Genomic DNA, 17,327 nt, shown 5'->3' on the forward strand with positions numbered 1-17,327 from the left:
TTCAAGTTAAGTGTGGCAAAACAGTTCACGCTTTGTGTTTTACACTTAGACTAAATGTTTTTAGTGTTTAAAGACATTGCGTGAAACTCTTACAAAATATGGACAATATTAAATGAATATCAATCATAAGGCAAAAGCATTGGAATGAAAAAGGAAATAAATATAGCCGTTATTGGATTAGGATACGTTGGGTTACCCTTATTTTGTCTTTTATCCAAGTACTTCCCTTGTATTGGTATAGACAAGGATACGGTTCGTGTTACTCAATTGAAAGATGGAGTTGATTATCGAGAATGTGAAAATCAGCATAACATAAAAATGGCATTACAACGAAGTTTATTAACTTCCACATATTCTGATTTGACGGAATGCAATGTATTCTTTGTTTGTATTCCAACGGGTATTGATGAAAATAAACTTCCAGAATTGGAACCATTGAAGAACGTCTGTAAGTCGCTTGGTGAAATTTTAAAACGTGGTGATATTGTGATTTTTGAATCAACAGTATTTCCCGGAGCAACCGAAGAATTATGTATACCTATTTTGGAAAAATATTCTATGATGAAAGTTAATGAGGATTTTTCAGTCGGATATTCACCTGAACGAATTAACGTGGGGGATGATTGTCATAGGATAGTGTCCACTCCCAAAATCATTTCTGCATCAAATATAGAATCTTTAAATGTTATGAGAGATATTTATTCAACTATTCTTGATGCGCCTGTAATAGAGGCATCAAGTATAAAAATAGCTGAAACGGCAAAAATGTATGAAAATGTGCAACGTGATGTCTTAATTGCATTGGCAAATGAATATGCGGATTTCTGTAAATCAGAGGGAATAAATATCAATGAAGTCACAGAATGTGCTGCAAGTAAATGGAACTTTGCAAAGGTCTATCCTGGATTGGTGGGTGGTCATTGCATTGGTGTTGATACCTATTATCTTATGAAACGTGCAAAAGACAAAAAACAATCGTTGAATTTGGTACAGACAGCTCGGCATATAAATGAGGCAGAGTCTAAAAAGGTTGCCACTCGAATTAAGGACTATGCTGTGTTTATAAACGCACAGCGTATTTTGTTGTTAGGCTTTTCTTATAAAGCAAACACTCCGGATTGCAGAAATACAAAAGTGGCAGATGTTTACAATGAACTCAAACAACACTGTCTCGTTGTTGATTGTTTCGACCCGCTGGTGGACACAAAGAAAGTAAGCAAAGATTATGGAATTTCGATTATTCATTCCAAAGAAGAAGTGCAGACAGATTACGATTTAGTAGTGCAACTGGTGAACCACAATGTTTTTAACGAAATGGGATTCGCCGATGCTACATTTATTAAACTAAAAGACTTGTTATGATTCAACAAATAAACAACAACTCCATTAGAGACACAGAAATGCATGAATCAGACATAGACTTCTTGAGAAAATTCTATGTAGAGCATAGCCATTTTCCTGTGTTTCAGCAAGTCCTAATAGAGACAAGGACTGATTGCAATAATCATTGTCCGTTTTGCCCACATGCTTTCAACAAAAAAACATTGGGTATTATGAAATGGAAATGCTATACGACCATCATAGACCAACTATGTGAGATAAACTATAATGGTCGTGTCGCTCTAATGCTTTCCAACGAACCTTTATTAGATGACAGGCTGGAAGACATGATTGTCTTTGCCAAAGCAAAATCACAGCGTTTGTTCCTCGACATAACTACTAATGGCAGATTGTTGACTGTTGAATTGGTTGACAGGCTTTTTAGATTGGGATTGGATAATATAAACATCAATGACTATCGGGGAGATAGGGACAAATATCCAGAAAAATGGTCTGCTTGTCTTGAACCCATCTATGTTGCATACTGGAACAATCCAAAAGTGAGTTTCAAACGCAGAAGATTTGATGAACCATTGCCAAATTATGCAGGGAATATTCCGCAGACTTTCAGTAAGGGAAATTTAGGCTTCTGCAACTATCCTTTCCGTAAACTAACCATTGCTTACAATGGCGATGTGTTGCTGTGCTGTGATGATTTCATGTACAAAACAAGTTTTGGAAATGTTATGACAGACAACCTTATAGATTGCTGGAACAATCCAGAACTAAATACTATAAGACTATCGCTGCTTGACAACAAACGCATAGGATTATGTGAGCGGTGCAATGATTTTCAAGATTATAACACATTTTAGATATGGAGAACTTATTATTGGGTAATGTCATTGAATCTGGAAATATTTCACCTTTTAGTTGTCCTTTTTGTGGCTACAATGGTTCATTGGATTTAATGGGTGCAGATAGATTTCCTGTGCTTCGGACTCTTCAAGTTATTGGTGCGGGAAGAAGAGCTGCAAGATGTCCTAAATGTAAGTCCTCAGATAAAGAAAGACTTGTATATACTTATTTGAAAGAAGTAGAAAAAATAGAAAAAACAAAAGGTCTAAGTATATTGCACATAGCTCCTGAGAGTAATCTGCAAATATGGCTTCAATCCATTTCTGATAAGTACATTGCAGGAGATGCGTTCTTACAAAACCAGAAATTTATAGATAAAGTTCAATTTGTGGATATAAGACAAACTGAGTTCTGCAACAATCAATTCGATTATATAATTTGTAATCATGTGATATGTGACATTAAAGAGGACAAAACAGCATTGATGGAGATTTTACGCATTTTAAAAACTGGAGGCAAAGCTATATTACAGGTTCCAATTACAAAAATATCTAAAACTGTAGAATATCCAAATGTTTACACAAAAGAAGAACGAGAAGTTGTTTATGGGTATGGCTACCATGAAAGAATCTATAATGACAAAGAATATGTCAAGCTTCTTACAAGTGTTGGATTTGTAGTTGATGTCTATAACATTTCGGCACGGTATAATAAAAATGGTTTAAATCCATTAGAAGATTTGTATATTTGTAAAAAGAAATAATTATGGTACTAAATCAAGAACAATTTGATGCGTTTCGCATGGAAATAGCCACATTCGGTAACATTCCAATTCTAAGCCAATATTGTGGAATTGGATGTGTGTTCTGTAAAGTACATACAGACTCTTATCTTGGGCACTATCCAAAGATACCGCCTATTGACCGAGAGGACTTGCTAAAAGGGTTTGAATACATCAATCCAAATGTCAAGTATGTCCGTCTTGGAGCAGGCGTTTTGGTCGCTCCACATACAGACCCATTTCTACATCCGAAGATTTATGATTTCATAAAGATAGCTTCCGAACATTTTCCGACAAAAAAGATTACGACAGTGACAACCGGGGCATACATTAGAGAGGATAAAATGGATTTTCTGAACTCTATTCCAAATTTTGGTATTGACTTGTCGTTAATAACTATGCAAGAGCAACGTGAGAAAATAATTCCACGTTCAGAACGGGAACGGACAATGTATCTACTGAAATATGCTCCGTTGAACAAATGTACACTTATGTTTACTGGGAATCTTGACGAAGTAAAGAAGGATTTGGAGCTGCTTCATAAACTTGAAGTAAATAAACGTGTCCGCCAAATTTTGGTGAGACGGGTAGAACACACTGCAACTTCACAACCTCGTCTGAAAGAATTGTCACAGACTTGCATTGACAAATATGAAGAATGTATCTCTTGGGTAAAACAAAACTATCCTGATGTCGTATTTACTGTCCCTATCCTTAAAGATGTTTTTAGGGGCGGCAACAATGAATACTTTATTGATGCTGATCAACGAATAGCTCGACAAAGAGATATTATTTCATCTTTGCCGGAAGGAACATTTGTAAATCTTATATGCCCACTCTCGGGATATGACTATTTTACAAGGGCGTTTATGGGAATGCCTAATGTAAAAACGAATCTTATCAAGAATCATTTGTATGGAGGCTCAGTCTCTGTTGCCGGTCTATTAAATCATCAGGATATACGTGCTCAGTTTAATCCTGATAGAAATGATGTAATGATAGTGCCGGAAGAGATGTATAATATTGATGGACTCGATATTTTAGGAGAGCATAAGACTCTGTTAGAAACTTATTATAATGCTAAAATCATTTTAGGATAATATGAAAAAGCTTCAATGGGACAAAGTAAGAGTCTTGGTTGCTAACTATTGCAACTATAAGTGCCCCTTTTGTCACAATGAGGGGCAAGGCAAGACAACGACTAAAGAACGGATGTCGCTGCAATCTTTTAGGAGATTGGTAGATATTCTTTCTAACCAACCCATATCTGAGTTTAACATTAGCGGTGGAGAGCCGTTCTTGAACGAAGATATTGTAGATATGATTTTATATATCAATGATAATCTGGATTGCGACATAAGCTGTGCCACCAATTTATCGCTCATTAAACCTGAACATATAAGCGTGTTAAGCGGAACAAGAATAAAATTCAACATTCAATTCCCTTTTGCAACAGCCGAGGCATTCAAACAGAGTACAGTTACTGGCAATCTTGATAGAATACTCACCAATATAGATCTGTTGTGTGCTGAAAATATTCAAGTGGGTCTTAATACTGTCGTACAGTCAGATGATTTTAGCTCAATTTCCACATTGATTGACTTTGCTTTAGAACGTGGATTGCCATTAAAGTTATTGCCGCAAATCGGCTTAAGTGGCAGTAATCAGTTCCTAAACCATATCCGGCCGATGCTTGATGCCATTGCTGTCAAAAGCATTGACAAAAATAATGGTGCGCTCAAATGGTATATCGAAAAGAACGGAAAGATAACCACGGTGCTTTATATTGATGCCCCGTGTTTTACTAAGGATATAAATCGATGCCGTAATTATGGTGAATTACGAATACAGCCAAATATGGAAGTTCAGGCTTGCATTTTAGGCTCGCCAACAGATACCATCGACTTAGCCGACTCAAATGATGTAATAATAGCTCAACTCAACAACTTATGGAAGAACTTCAATCATTGCTGAGATATTATAATTTGAGCCATTTAGATGACATGGAAGTCGCTCCTTGGAGTAAGCAATACTGTGAAGATGAGTTCCCTCGATATTGGCAGGTAGTCTATTCGATTTTAGAAAAGTTGGATAGAAAGCTACGCATTATCGAAATTGGATGTGGACTTGGAGATGTAACCACAATCCCATGCTATTTGGGCTTTGACAAAGTCATATCTTTTGAGAAAAATCCTGAGATATGCGAAAGAACTGTTCGCCGTCTTGACGACCTTTTTAATCGTGGCAATATTGTCAATAATCAAGATTACCCTGGGGCTACTTTCTATGAGAGTGATTTACTTTTAATGGTAAACTGCGCATACGCTGATCTTGCAGATTCAAAAGATGAGTATATGACTTTAATGCTTGATTATTATAATCATGCAGGAAAGCCGCAATATTTCATTATGGAGGTTATTGACTCGTCATACACACGAGATAATGCTCAATTCCCGAAACATATACGTCTATCCAAAGAAGATGTAGAGTCTATGTTCCCAAAATATAAGATTTCATCATGGGAAACGTATAAATATCCCATCAACAAAAAGAGCAAAACATTATATTTGATTGAGAAAGTATGAAAATCTTGTTCGTTACATCGGAATTTGGAAGTAATGGAGGAGGGCTCTCGCTTTCTTCTGAGCGTGTATTTAATTACTTAAGTGAAAGGTATTCAGTACAAATTGTCAACCCGAAGAATCCACAGGTGTTAGTAGCTGATGGTGGATATAATCAAGAATTGGCGAGTGCGATTAGACATGAAAATGATTTGAAGATAGATGCTTATCAATATAAAGATAAGGACATTGACTATGTTATCGCATTTGGAGGAGGTTTTAACGGTTATTATGCCTCTATTCTGTCTCAAAGAATAAATTCATCTTTCATTCTTTGCCTACGTGGCACTGATGTAAATCTGGCAAAATGGTCACCCATTGAAACATTCTATTTAAAAGAGTCGGCAATCCATTCCCATAAAGTAGTTTGTCTATCTAGAGAAATGATAGAAAACTTACGTTTGATTGATAAGTCTCTTTGCATTAAATGCGTGTTGATCCCTAACTCTATTGTTGGCGGTGGGGACGTAACATTTATGGAGAAACAAAATTCGACCATTGTAATTGGAACTGCATCCACTCATTTAAATGAAAAGAAGGGAGTCGCAAACCTTCTTTCATTGGTGAAACTTGCAAAGGAAGGTGGTATTGATATCAATTTAGAATTAGTCGGTGAAATTGATGCGGATTTATATGAGTCGTATGTAAAGATTATAAACAACTTTGAAATCTCAGACCATATAACTTTTCATGGACGTATCAGCAGACCTGAGCTTTCATTGTTAATGAGGGATTGGGATTTGTACGTCCAAGCATCTGTTTGTGAAGGTCATCCCAATTCCGTCATAGAGTCATTAGAGAATGGCATAAGCTTTATTAGTACCAGAACTGGTTATATCTTTGAGAAGTTGCATTGCGATTTCCCCGAGTACTTCTTTGATGATAATACCCCAGCTTCTATGCTAAAAGGAGTCCTAGCTTTACTAAACGATAAAAAACTTGCGCTCAGAAGCGAGCAACTTCGAGATAACCTTCTGAAATCGTCTGATTCTAATACCATTAAAAAATTATGGTATAAATTGCTTGAGTCACCATCGAAAGAAATGTATTGTGCTTTTGATGGCGATAATATCCTTTCTGTTGGTTTACATGATGTTCAAGGAGAGGTGTATGACAGTATCACTACACCGATAGATGTATTCAGGCAGTTCGTAGATTTCATATATAATCATGGTATGGGGTTGTGCTCGATGAGGTATTACTTGTCGATGCCTCCAAAGGAACGACAATCTTGGATTGTCTGCACATTTGATGATGGATATGCCGGATTATATAGTCACGCTTTACCAATATTGTCTAAATATGGTTTTAGCGCAACTGTTTTTGTCTGCACATCTTTAATCGGCTATGACAATAAATGGAATAATAAAGACTCCAAGATGAGAATGCATCTCAACATGGATGAGCTTTCAGCCTTGAATAATCAAGGATGGGAGATTGCCTCACATGGGGTGCATCATTATAACTTCTTGAAATTGACAGACATTGAATTGGAATATGAAATTCAACAATCTAAAGAACAGATAGATAGTCTATTTGGCCCGTCTGACTGTTTTGCTTATCCTTATGGAGCAAACAATGCCTACATCCAACAATGTGTCTCATCTTATTACAGATATGCTTTTGCTGTTAATCAAGGAGGTACATCATTGTCTGCCGATACTTATCAATTAAGAAGGTACTCAATCTCGGAAATCTATAAGATTTTAACTGTAGAATCATGAAAAAGATATTAGGCATACTTAGAGGTTTCCCCGGACTTGGAAGAGTTGTGTCGGGTGTTTCTATCTTAGAAACATTACGAGACAGCTATGACTATGATGTTAAAATCATTAGTTATCTACAAGGTAATAAGTATTTAAATTCTCGTGGTTATAATAATTTGAATGAGGTAACCCCTATGGATTATTGTTCAATAGGTTTATTGCCTACAAATAAAATGGGTATATATATCCATAATTGCATTAGAGAGTTCACCCCGGATTTGATTGTTGTTGATGGCGAGCCCTTGATGATAAAGTCAATTAAGATTTCACATCCGAGCATAAAGGTTGTTGCATTGCTTAATCCTGCCGATGTTGTTAATCCTAATAACAACAAAGAGGCTATGGACTTTTTTAATGAATTTTACTCATTGAGCGACTTGGCAATAGTCCATGGAATAAGACGTATAGATAAGGATTCGAGATACACTAAGTTTCTGTCAATAAACACAATTATTCGTTCTGAAATAATAGGTGTCGAGAATGTTCCTACCAATAACATATACTGTGTACTTGGTGGAGGTACGGTTAATGTGGGACAGCTGTTTGTTGATTCAACAATTGCAATCGGACAACTTTGTCAAAAAGTTGCCTCATTACTTCCGCAATATACGATGCATATAGTTTGTTCAAGCCAAAATATATTCAATGTTTTGAATCGAAATAGCAGCTCCGAAAATGTTGTGCTTCACGACGAAATTATACCTGCCGAACAGTATTACTGTAACGCAGGGCTTGTAATTACACGGTCAGGGCGTAACACTTTAAGTGAACTTGCATATCTTGGCATCCCCGCTATATCATTCGTTTCGGGCTGTTCATATAGAAAAATTGAACAAACTAACAACATCAACGATTTGAATATTTCTACAATTGTAGCCGCAAATAATGATATTAGTCCAGTAGCCTTTGCCGACCTTTGTCAAAAAATGATGCAGGTAAAAAAAGGTGAGCCTATGCTTCCTGGAAATGATGAAGCTATTAAAAGTATATTGCATTTATGAGGATAGTGCATATTAGTGATATTCACCTTACTGAAAATGGTACCGAAATATGGGGCATTAATACCCTTGAACATTTTCAGAAAGCCATCCACAAGATAAAAGAAATGGATGGTCTTGATGGCATTATAGTAAGTGGAGATTTGTCTAACGATGGCAGTAAATGGACTTATGAATGTATTGATAGAGCTTTTGAAGAAATCGGTGTGCCGACTTATTGTTGCCCAGGTAATCACGATAACTTAGAGATGTTTTATCGAGGATATAAACCATACCACTATAAAATTAACGAAAAGTTTGAGATCTGTGGATGGGATTTTATAATGCTCAATTCAGCAGTACCAGATATGTCAAGAGGCTATTTCAATCCTGATGTCCTTATGAGGCTACTAAAATCATGTGATGGTCCGGTGGCCATCGTCCTTCACCATCCTCCGGTTGAACAAGATGGTTGGCTTAATAGAAAACTTCTTGATAATAAATCCCACTTTAAGAAAATCATAGAACATTTCCATAATGTTAAATTAGTGTTATATGGGCATTCTCACTATGCATCATTTAGAACTTTTGAAGACATAATATACAATTGTTCTCCTTCTATAGGATTTGCGTTTTCGCCGAAATTACCAAAGTTTGAAATAGCCTGTGGCGAAGAAGGTTTTTCCCTAATAGATACATCTAATGATGACATAAGTATAAATACAATACTTATCTGACTAAGTATATGATTGTAGAAAAAGAAAAAATTCGATTTATCGTAGATATAGTTGACCATTGCAATCTAAACTGTAAATGCTGCGGTCATTTCTCCCCATTGGCTCCAAAAGGATTTCTGGATATAAATACTTTTGAGAGAGACTTGAAACGTCTTCATGAGTTGCTTTATGGTCATATTCATTGTTTTGAACTAATGGGTGGTGAATCACTTTTACACCCTCGCCTATATGATTTTATCTTCTTAACAGCAAAATATGTGACTGGAGAAAAATACTTATGTACTAATGGGGTGCTTTTAAGTTCAAAGCCTGATGAGTTCTATCAATTATGCGCTGAAACAGATACGATAATAAGTATCACTATGTATCCTATTGACTTGAATTGGGATGAAATCAATCGCAAAGTCAAGTTGTACGGCACGAAGTTATATTTAATTAAATCTCAAGGTGAGGAAAATAAAAACTGGTTCAAAAACAGAAGAGACTTGAGTGGAAGTCAGGACGTTAAAGAAAATTTCAACAACTGCTTCTGGAAGGCTCGTTGTATAGTGCTTGAAAATGGCAGACTATCATCGTGCGTTGTACCATTTAAGGCAAAATACTTTCAACAATATTATAAATCAGATGTGTTTGATACATCTGATAAAAATTCAATTGACATTTTTAAAGCAAAAGATATTGAAGAAATTGTTGAGTTTCTAAATCGTCCCATCCCTTGTTGTAGGTATTGTTTGCCTAATCAAGAGGAAAAAATTCCTTGGGGCGTTTCTAAGAGAGATATTAGTGAGTGGTTTTGAAATTGAGATTTTATGGAAAAAATATTAGTAACTGGTGGCGCTGGTTTTATTGGGTCAAATCTCTGTGAACATCTAGTTCTCAATGGATATGATGTTGTATGCCTTGATAATTTTTCAACTGGACACATGAGTAATATTCAGCACCTCATTGATAGTTATCCACTAAATTTTAAGCTAATAGAAGGCGATATACGTAATTTCGAGACTTGCGTAAGAGCTGTCAACGGAGTTCAATATGTTCTTCATGAAGCAGCACTTGGAAGCATACCAAGAAGTATCAATGACCCAATAACTACTAATGATGTAAATATTGGAGGATTCCTAAATATGTTAGTAGCAGCCCGAGACAGCAATATAAGAAGATTCATATTTGCAGCTAGTAGCTCCACCTATGGTGATAATACTGATTTGCCCAAAAAGGAAGATAACATCGGAAAACCTTTATCCCCATATGCATTGACTAAATATGTTGATGAGTTATATGCTGATGTATTTGCTAAAACCTATGGAATAGAATATATAGGACTGCGATATTTTAATGTGTTTGGAAGAAGACAAGATCCCAACAGTATGTATGCAGCTGTAATACCATTGTTTATAAAGCAATTTCTAAATCACAAGCAGCCAAAGATAAATGGTGATGGATTGAACACTAGAGATTTTACTTACATTGACAATGTGCTTCATATGAACATGCTTGCATTAAATACAACAAACACTCAAGCGGTAAACCAAATCTACAACACTGCGGGTGGAGGGCGAACAAGCATCAACAAGTTAGCAAATGAGATAAAATCATGTTTGGTTCAATACGATTTTTCAATTTCCGATATAAATCCTATTTATGGGGCAAATAGACTTGGTGATATACCCCACTCTTTTGCTTCAATAGATAAGGCAAAGCAGCTATTGGGTTATTCCCCATTGGTTTCTTTTCAAGAAGGATTAAATGAAACTGTTAAATGGTATGTAAACAATAAAAATCATTAGCTAATCAATAATGTTACTATATAACAAGATACGAGCAACTAAATTCAAATATACATAATAAATATCTTATATTGATATTGATTTGTAAGTAACACTTTTCTCACTCTTTTTTCTTTGAAGATTGTGTGTGAATAGAAAAATCTTCGTACCTTTGTGTCAAGACGAGTAACAATGAAAGCAACTCACAGCAAAGCACGGAAATAGGTACGGTTGCCAAATCATTACCTCATTTTTATCTTATCTGCAGAACCGCTTATAAACAAAAAGGTTATAAGATTATTCCAAAATTATATAAATACTCTGATAACATAAGCAACTTCCGATAATAATTATTATTTGGAAGCGAAAAAATGGCTTAGATACCGTATTTCGACAGGATATTTTCGTCAATTTCAATTTTATGCCGACCTGTTGTAGTTCGCAGATTCTTTCTTACGGTGTCAAACGTGGAGTTAGTGAACCATTCGGCAAATGTCGCCATCACAAATGATGTAGTTACATCTCCACCTATATTATATTGGAAAGCGATGTTCCAAGCAAAGTTCTTTAAAGAGATTTGTGTGAGCGAACTATGTTTCTTAATATGAATCTCGGTCATGGAAAGCACTTGACGATTAGTCACAAAATAGCGGACAGATTCGCAAATTTGGAAAATCTCTGTTTCGTCCAAATCAAAACGCTTGAATGTGTCTCGTGTATATTTCAGGATAGCATTTAATTTCTCGTCTTCTTCTCTTTCTTTTTGTTGCTTGTATTGTTGTTGCTCATGCTGGTATTCATAATGGAATAATTCCATACGCCTTTTTTGTACTTCTACACAATCTTGGGTATGTAAGGATGCAACAGCCGAAGTCTTTTTATCTGTCACTTCATCGGCTAATGCCAAATGTGACAAAGGAGTTTCTATAATGTATCTTGCTATAGAGATGCAAAGATGATATAGAAGTTTCAGTATCACATATCCGACAGCCATAACGAACGGAAGCAAACTCATTCGTATGCTAAGCATATTGCATATTTGAAATGCAATCATTGAAGCCAGCAACACCGCAATGACCTCTATTGTCAAAGAATGGAGTATATATTGTTTTTGCTTCATGCCTATTGTTTTTTATTTCTCAATGCAAAGGTATAACACTTTTTCATAAAAAACGAAAGGAAAAAATAGATACCGTTTTGCAAATCAATAGCTTATGAAAAGAAAAGCATAATAAGAGAAAATATCGAAGACTATCTGAAAACAAGAGAAAATAGAAATCGTCAAAAACAGTATGGTTAAACTAAGTTAAAGTTTTTTTTGCGGTAGCTTTTCTATTCTCGCTAAGGCTGAAATATAGAGTAAACGAAGTAAAGTAATCATATTTGTACCAAGTTATATATAATACACTGATATACAGTAGTAATTATCTTTGAGGAGGTCAAATGATTCCGATAAGGAAACAGATAATAAATAATAAGCAAAAGCGTGTAGCTCAATGAGTTGCACGCTTTTTGCGTTTATGGGGTTCATGGTTGCTATATGTTTTCTATGGGCTTTTTTATCTCTTATTTGCGACATGTTTGCGACACGTCTTATTTGGCGATAAGGTACAACTTAAATTGATATAAACCATTTAAAACGAGAAGAATATGCCAAGAGGAAATTACATCATTCAAAGAAGTTGCGAGGAGTGCGGTAAAATCTTTACTCCTCCGACATTAGTGTCGAAGTATTGTTGCCCTGCTTGTTCCAAGAGGGCGTATAAGAAAAGACAAATCGCAAAAGAGAAAGAAGCGATACGCCAAGCACTGATTAGACGAATACCATCCAGTAAGGGGTATCTAACCGTAAAGGAAGCTATGCTGATTTACGGAATTAGTAAAGACGTTCTTTATCGTATGATACGGCAAGGCTTGATACCGTCATACAATTTTGGTCAGCGTCTGATACGCCTTAGTCGGCAGTATATGGATGAACACTTCAAAACAAAGGCAGGGAGTAGAAAGAGAAAAAAGGAGGCATTGTCCTTTGAACCCAAAGATTGTTACACCATCGGAGAGATCGCAAAGAAGTTCCATATCAATGACAGCAGTGTGTTTAAGCACATACGCCGTCATTCTATTCCTACACGCCAAATCGGTAACTATGTTTATGTTCCCAAATCTGAAATTGATAAATTGTATAAGTCGTTATGAAGAAAGCATTACCCAATACCAAAGTGACCGTCAAACTCAGAAGGTCGAATTATAAAGAAGAGTGGTATCTGATTATAGAGTCATACCCAGTGTATAAGCGAGGTTCTAAACGGGCAAGCCGTGTGGTGGAATCTATCAACAGAACTATATCCACACCCATTTGGGATAAGTCATCCATAGCACGAATCTTGCCGGATGGAACATTCAACTATAAGCCTAAACGTGATTTGAATGGAATTATCCAATGCCGTTCAACGATAGACCAAGAGGCTTGCATCTATGCCGACAATGTGCGGAAGTTACGGCAGCATGAATACGATAGTGCCATCCTATACACTGATAAGGAAAACGAAATCGCTGCACAGAATGAGCGGAGCGAACAGGATTTTATCAAGTATTTCAATCGTATTATAAGCACACGTCATCCCAATAGTTCCGATTCGATTATAGTCAACTGGAGGCGTGTAGGTGAATTATTGAAAATGTATTCACAAGGGCAACCAATTCCATTCAAGGCGATTTCCGTTAAACTGCTTGAAGATATAAAGATGTTCCTTCTCCGTGCTCCAATGGGAGGGAATAAGAAAGGTACTATCTCACAAAACACGGCATCAACCTATTTTTCCATACTTAAAGCCGGACTGAAACAGGCGTTCATTGATGAATATCTGACCGTTGATATAAGCGCGAAAGTAAAGGGAATAACAAACATAGAGAAGCCTCGTGTTGCGCTTACCATGAATGAAGTGCAAATGTTGGTTGATACTCCTTGCAAGGATGATGTTTTGAAACGTGCGTTCTTGTTCTCTATTCTCACTGGATTGCGGCATAGTGATATTCAAACTTTGAAATGGAAACAAATTCAGCAAACAAGCAAAGGTACATGGCAAGCAGTAGTAATTCAGCAAAAGACAAAAAGGCCCGATTACAAGCCAGTCATTCAACAGGCACTTCAACTATGCGGCATACGTCCAGACGATGATGAAGCACTTGTTTTTGAAGGATTGACTGATGCCTCTTGGATTTCTCGCCCGTTGAAAGTCTGGATAGAAGCATCCGGTATCAAGAAGCACATCACCTTCCATTGTGGGCGGCATAGCTATGCTTCGCTGTTGCTGGAAAATGGCGTTGACATATACACCATCAAGTCTTTGATGGGACATACTAACGTCAAAACCACGCAGATTTATACGCATATCGTAAACGAACAAAAAGAGAAAGCCGCCAATACACTGCATATAGAAAATTTGGATTTATAGGTTGTGGTGGTTATATCCACCATTGAGCACCAACGACTTATGTAATACCAATCATATACTTACCACCGTTTACCCCTCATGAAGCATCAACTTTTTGAGGGGTATTTTGTAGTATAGAGGTGTTCAGTAAAGAATGTGTTAGTCCAAACAGTCGTTTATTCCCCATTTATTATGTTGCCCAATAAATTTTCGTATTAATGAAACTTAAATCTGTCAGTGGTAAATGAGCGGTTGATTGGTGGCGGTCAAGCACCTATTTAGCACCTATAAGCATCCCTATACTTTTGCGGCATAAATTTTAATACGAAGAAAAAATGGCCTATAAAGTAAATTCATTGGAGGAAATGCCGAATGCGTTGTCCTACCTGATTGAGTCCGTAGAAGTACTGCAATCTAAAGTGAATGCCTTGCAGCATAAACAGGCAAGTAACTCACCCAAGTGGATGGATATAGATGAGCTTTGTGCTTATCTGCCATCACATCCTGCCAAACAAACGGTTTATGGATGGGTGTCAACCAAACAGATTCCCGTACATAAAATAAACAAGGCTTTGGCTTTCCTGCAATCAGAGATTGACGATTGGCTGAAGAACAAATCGCACAAGACCCAAGATGACTTAATGGAAGAAGCCAGACGATTTGTCGAATCTAAAAAGATTATCAGATGATGGAAACGACCGACTATTGCTTTTCATTCTTTCGCAAGCCCATTCAAAACATCGAACCGATGAGGGCTATAGGTATTGTGGATGTGTATCGTTATGTCATCGGACATTATGCCCAACCACAAACCGAGAACCTGCGGCAGATGCAGTCCTCTCCCGAAGCCAAAAGGTACAAAGCCACCCATTTTGACTATTGTACTTTTTCGGGATTATTCCGAAAACGGAATGAAAAGGAACTGATTATGCACTCAGGATTGATGTGTTTGGATTTCGATCATGTGGATAACATAGGGAGGTTAAAGCAACAATTACTTAACCATGAGTATTTTGATACAGAACTGTTATTTGTCAGTCCATCCGGTAATGGATTGAAGTGGATAATACCTGTTGATTTGAAAGGCTGGGAACATTCCCGGTACTTCAAGGCTGTTACCAACTGTATCAAAGCGACAGGTTTGCCATTGGTGGATATGTCCGGCAGTGATGTGGCTCGTTCATGCTTCTTACCCTACGACCCACAAGCATATATTAACCCTAAATACAAAGATGATGTCGAAGAAAATATTTTCTGCCCAAGATTGGGAGAATGTCCCTTCTGAAATACAACAGGCACATACACCAAGTATTGCCCCTATATATAATAAGGTGGAGGATGATGTGGAAAGTGTTGTTCGGGAGATAGAACAGTGTGCCATTGATATAGCCCCTCATTATAAAGATTGGGTGGAGTTGGGCTTTGCGCTTGTGGATGGATTGGGAGAGAACGGGCGGGAGTATTACCACCGCATCAGCAGGTTTTACCCTACCTATCAAAAGGAAGAAACGGATAAACAATACACGCATTGTCTGCACTCCAAAGGGCAAGGCATTACTATCCGTTCTTTCTTCCATTTGGCAAATCAAGCTGGAATCTCATTGGCTCCGTTCTTCAAAGAGCATTTATCCATTTTGCCAAATATCCAAAATGGTAAAACGGATAAATGGATAAAATCAGAAGAAGAACTTCCTGCATTTCCTGAATGTGTGTTTAAACATCTTCCCCCTTTTCTAAATGAGGTTGTCAATAACTCCATTTCAGTAGATGACCGTGATACAATATTGATTGGGGCTATTGTGTGTTTGTCAGCCTGCTTTCATAATGTATGTGGCGTGTACGATGAACGCATTGTTTATCCGAATCTTTATCTGTTCGTGGTGGCGGATGCCGGTATGGGAAAAGGAGCATTGACCTTGTGCCGAGAGCTTGTAGCTCCCATCAACCGTAATTTGCATGAACTTTCAAAGCGGATGGAACTGGAATACAAAGAAGCGATGAACACTTATATCAAAGGTAAGAAAACTGATGGAATGACTATGCCAACAGAACCGCCCATGCGTATGCTCGTCATTCCTGCCAATAGCAGCGCAAGCTCTTTCTTGAAGATATTGGGAGATAATGACGGAATCGGACTGTTGTTTGAATCGGAAGGCGACACATTAAGCCAGGCTTTGAAGTCGGACTATGGTAACTATTCCGATGTGTTGCGAAAGGCATTTCACCATGAGTTGGTAAGTTTGAGTCGGCGCAAGGACAGGGAGTATTGCGAAGTAGCTAATCCGAGAGTTTCGGTAGCTTTGGCTGGAACGCCCGAACAGATAAGAAGATTGATACCTGATGCGGAGAACGGATTGATGAGTCGCTTCTGTTTCTATATTATCCGCTTCAAGCGAGGTATAAGAAATGTGTTTGCCACAAACGACATTTCTCAATCCAAGAATGCTATGTTCAAACTGTTGGGAGATAAATTCTGCCATTTGCATGAGGAATTTGTGAGGCAAGGCAATTATTCCTTTTCTCTTCCCTCCGATTTACAGGAACACTTTATAGAATATTTCAGTCGGGTGAATGAGGAATGTTGTGACGAAGTGGATAACAAGATGCAAGGAGTAGTCAGACGGATGGGACTGATTGCTTATCGTATAATGATGGTGTTGACCGCTGTCCGACATTTGGAGAATGTGATTCACAAATCTTCTTCAGACGAGACTGCACAATTGGTTTGCCATGAGTTTGACTATTTCATAGCCATGAGTATTTGCGACACCCTGCTTTATCATGCCGTATTCATTTATCAGAATTTGTCAGGAAATCAGTCTAAACGATTCAATACCGTTTCGCAAGAGACTGGCGTTTATGCACGAAGGAACACTCTTTATAATATGTTGCCTGACACTTTCACAAAGAAAGATTATGATGCGGCGGTTTTAACTTTGGGCGAGAATGGAAGTACGGCAAACAAGTGGATAGAAGCCTTTATTAAAGATGGCAAGCTGTGCCGAATAGAACAGGGGAAATATAGGAAGATTTTTTGAGTGGCAAGTTTGTGTTTTAGTGCCACTAA

The 17,327-nt window shown here is 37.3% G+C and carries 17 protein-coding genes; 16 read left to right on the plus strand and 1 reads right to left on the minus strand.

Translation table 11 applies throughout. The annotated features are described in order from the left end of the window. Positions 1–144 precede the first annotated feature (144 nt). Genes ACHLI0_RS21505 through ACHLI0_RS21555 form a run of 11 tightly spaced genes read left to right on the plus strand, consistent with a single transcriptional unit; the run spans position 145 to position 10,847 of the window. A complete protein-coding gene (locus ACHLI0_RS21505; protein WP_117795231.1) occupies positions 145–1,362 on the plus strand; it encodes a nucleotide sugar dehydrogenase in 1,218 nt (405 codons plus the stop codon). Beyond that, positions 1,359–2,195 carry a radical SAM/SPASM domain-containing protein gene (locus tag ACHLI0_RS21510; protein WP_057317155.1) on the plus strand — a complete coding sequence of 279 codons (837 nt, stop codon included), beginning with the start codon at positions 1,359–1,361 and terminating at the stop codon, positions 2,193–2,195. The genes ACHLI0_RS21505 and ACHLI0_RS21510 overlap by 4 nt, the downstream gene beginning before the upstream one ends. A 2-nt stretch (positions 2,196–2,197) precedes the next feature. Next, positions 2,198–2,941 carry a methyltransferase domain-containing protein gene (locus ACHLI0_RS21515; protein WP_057317154.1) on the plus strand — a complete coding sequence of 248 codons (744 nt, stop codon included), beginning with the start codon at positions 2,198–2,200 and terminating at the stop codon, positions 2,939–2,941. Positions 2,942–2,943: 2 nt separating this feature from the next. Then, positions 2,944–4,059: a DUF512 domain-containing protein gene (locus ACHLI0_RS21520; RefSeq protein ID WP_057317153.1), complete on the plus strand. Its 1,116-nt coding sequence runs from the start codon at positions 2,944–2,946 to the stop codon at positions 4,057–4,059. A gap of 1 nt (position 4,060) precedes the next feature. After that, the gene (locus ACHLI0_RS21525) at positions 4,061–4,933 is read left to right on the plus strand and encodes a radical SAM protein (protein ID WP_057317152.1); all 873 of its coding nucleotides are present in this window, start codon (positions 4,061–4,063) and stop codon (positions 4,931–4,933) included. Further along, complete coding sequence (locus tag ACHLI0_RS21530; RefSeq protein WP_057317151.1) at positions 4,909–5,544, plus strand: class I SAM-dependent methyltransferase; 636 nt, start codon at positions 4,909–4,911, stop codon at positions 5,542–5,544. The genes ACHLI0_RS21525 and ACHLI0_RS21530 overlap by 25 nt, the downstream gene beginning before the upstream one ends. After that, complete coding sequence (locus tag ACHLI0_RS21535; RefSeq protein ID WP_057317150.1) at positions 5,541–7,304, plus strand: polysaccharide deacetylase family protein; 1,764 nt, start codon at positions 5,541–5,543, stop codon at positions 7,302–7,304. The genes ACHLI0_RS21530 and ACHLI0_RS21535 overlap by 4 nt, the downstream gene beginning before the upstream one ends. Beyond that, positions 7,301–8,347 carry a glycosyltransferase gene (locus ACHLI0_RS21540; RefSeq protein WP_057317149.1) on the plus strand — a complete coding sequence of 349 codons (1,047 nt, stop codon included), beginning with the start codon at positions 7,301–7,303 and terminating at the stop codon, positions 8,345–8,347. The genes ACHLI0_RS21535 and ACHLI0_RS21540 overlap by 4 nt, the downstream gene beginning before the upstream one ends. Continuing rightward, the gene (locus tag ACHLI0_RS21545; protein ID WP_057317148.1) at positions 8,344–9,060 is read left to right on the plus strand and encodes a metallophosphoesterase family protein; all 717 of its coding nucleotides are present in this window, start codon (positions 8,344–8,346) and stop codon (positions 9,058–9,060) included. Before ACHLI0_RS21540 ends, ACHLI0_RS21545 begins: the two co-directional genes overlap by 4 nt. 8 nt (positions 9,061–9,068) lie before the next feature. Then, positions 9,069–9,857 carry a radical SAM family protein gene (locus tag ACHLI0_RS21550; RefSeq protein ID WP_057317147.1) on the plus strand — a complete coding sequence of 263 codons (789 nt, stop codon included), beginning with the start codon at positions 9,069–9,071 and terminating at the stop codon, positions 9,855–9,857. A gap of 12 nt (positions 9,858–9,869) precedes the next feature. After that, positions 9,870–10,847: an SDR family oxidoreductase gene (locus ACHLI0_RS21555; RefSeq protein WP_057317146.1), complete on the plus strand. Its 978-nt coding sequence runs from the start codon at positions 9,870–9,872 to the stop codon at positions 10,845–10,847. 355 nt (positions 10,848–11,202) lie between these two features. Here ACHLI0_RS21555 and ACHLI0_RS21560 read toward each other — a convergent pair whose 3' ends face one another. Further along, positions 11,203–11,946 carry a hypothetical protein gene (locus tag ACHLI0_RS21560; protein ID WP_022331791.1) on the minus strand — a complete coding sequence of 248 codons (744 nt, stop codon included), beginning with the start codon at positions 11,944–11,946 and terminating at the stop codon, positions 11,203–11,205. 530 nt (positions 11,947–12,476) lie between these two features. Here ACHLI0_RS21560 and ACHLI0_RS21565 point away from each other — a divergent pair. The 5 genes from ACHLI0_RS21565 to ACHLI0_RS21585 all read left to right on the plus strand — a co-directional run bounded on the left by ACHLI0_RS21565 (position 12,477) and on the right by ACHLI0_RS21585 (position 17,298). Continuing rightward, positions 12,477–13,022 carry a helix-turn-helix domain-containing protein gene (locus ACHLI0_RS21565; protein WP_117740245.1) on the plus strand — a complete coding sequence of 182 codons (546 nt, stop codon included), beginning with the start codon at positions 12,477–12,479 and terminating at the stop codon, positions 13,020–13,022. Then, positions 13,019–14,281: a site-specific integrase gene (locus tag ACHLI0_RS21570; protein ID WP_005818825.1), complete on the plus strand. Its 1,263-nt coding sequence runs from the start codon at positions 13,019–13,021 to the stop codon at positions 14,279–14,281. The genes ACHLI0_RS21565 and ACHLI0_RS21570 overlap by 4 nt, the downstream gene beginning before the upstream one ends. Positions 14,282–14,595: 314 nt before the next feature. Further along, positions 14,596–14,949 (plus strand): methylation-associated defense system helix-turn-helix domain-containing protein MAD1, encoded by a 354-nt coding sequence (mads1, locus tag ACHLI0_RS21575; protein WP_004313943.1) that lies wholly within the window; start codon positions 14,596–14,598, stop codon positions 14,947–14,949. After that, on the plus strand, positions 14,946–15,545 hold the full coding sequence (locus ACHLI0_RS21580) for a BT4734/BF3469 family protein (RefSeq protein WP_490750000.1): 600 nt from the start codon (positions 14,946–14,948) through the stop codon (positions 15,543–15,545). The genes mads1 and ACHLI0_RS21580 overlap by 4 nt, the downstream gene beginning before the upstream one ends. Next, positions 15,496–17,298, plus strand: coding sequence for a DUF3987 domain-containing protein (locus ACHLI0_RS21585; RefSeq protein WP_490750177.1), 1,803 nt, complete (start codon positions 15,496–15,498; stop codon positions 17,296–17,298). Before ACHLI0_RS21580 ends, ACHLI0_RS21585 begins: the two co-directional genes overlap by 50 nt. Positions 17,299–17,327 lie beyond the last annotated feature (29 nt).

The organism is Bacteroides sp. RCH18 (assembly GCF_058231005.1).

Excerpts from the sequence above, each read along its gene's own strand:
- ACHLI0_RS21505 (WP_117795231.1), top strand. The coding sequence starts at position 145 with ATGAAAAAGGAAATAAATATAGCCGTTATTGGATTAGGATACGTTGGG.
- ACHLI0_RS21510 (WP_057317155.1), top strand. The coding sequence starts at position 1,359 with ATGATTCAACAAATAAACAACAACTCCATTAGAGACACAGAAATGCAT.
- ACHLI0_RS21515 (WP_057317154.1), top strand. The coding sequence starts at position 2,198 with ATGGAGAACTTATTATTGGGTAATGTCATTGAATCTGGAAATATTTCA.
- ACHLI0_RS21520 (WP_057317153.1), top strand. The coding sequence starts at position 2,944 with ATGGTACTAAATCAAGAACAATTTGATGCGTTTCGCATGGAAATAGCC.
- ACHLI0_RS21525 (WP_057317152.1), top strand. The coding sequence starts at position 4,061 with ATGAAAAAGCTTCAATGGGACAAAGTAAGAGTCTTGGTTGCTAACTAT.
- ACHLI0_RS21530 (WP_057317151.1), top strand. The coding sequence starts at position 4,909 with ATGGAAGAACTTCAATCATTGCTGAGATATTATAATTTGAGCCATTTA.
- ACHLI0_RS21535 (WP_057317150.1), top strand. The coding sequence starts at position 5,541 with ATGAAAATCTTGTTCGTTACATCGGAATTTGGAAGTAATGGAGGAGGG.
- ACHLI0_RS21540 (WP_057317149.1), top strand. The coding sequence starts at position 7,301 with ATGAAAAAGATATTAGGCATACTTAGAGGTTTCCCCGGACTTGGAAGA.
- ACHLI0_RS21545 (WP_057317148.1), top strand. The coding sequence starts at position 8,344 with ATGAGGATAGTGCATATTAGTGATATTCACCTTACTGAAAATGGTACC.
- ACHLI0_RS21550 (WP_057317147.1), top strand. The coding sequence starts at position 9,069 with ATGATTGTAGAAAAAGAAAAAATTCGATTTATCGTAGATATAGTTGAC.
- ACHLI0_RS21555 (WP_057317146.1), top strand. The coding sequence starts at position 9,870 with ATGGAAAAAATATTAGTAACTGGTGGCGCTGGTTTTATTGGGTCAAAT.
- ACHLI0_RS21560 (WP_022331791.1), bottom strand. The coding sequence starts at position 11,946 with ATGAAGCAAAAACAATATATACTCCATTCTTTGACAATAGAGGTCATT.
- ACHLI0_RS21565 (WP_117740245.1), top strand. The coding sequence starts at position 12,477 with ATGCCAAGAGGAAATTACATCATTCAAAGAAGTTGCGAGGAGTGCGGT.
- ACHLI0_RS21570 (WP_005818825.1), top strand. The coding sequence starts at position 13,019 with ATGAAGAAAGCATTACCCAATACCAAAGTGACCGTCAAACTCAGAAGG.
- mads1 (WP_004313943.1), top strand. The coding sequence starts at position 14,596 with ATGGCCTATAAAGTAAATTCATTGGAGGAAATGCCGAATGCGTTGTCC.
- ACHLI0_RS21580 (WP_490750000.1), top strand. The coding sequence starts at position 14,946 with ATGATGGAAACGACCGACTATTGCTTTTCATTCTTTCGCAAGCCCATT.
- ACHLI0_RS21585 (WP_490750177.1), top strand. The coding sequence starts at position 15,496 with ATGTCGAAGAAAATATTTTCTGCCCAAGATTGGGAGAATGTCCCTTCT.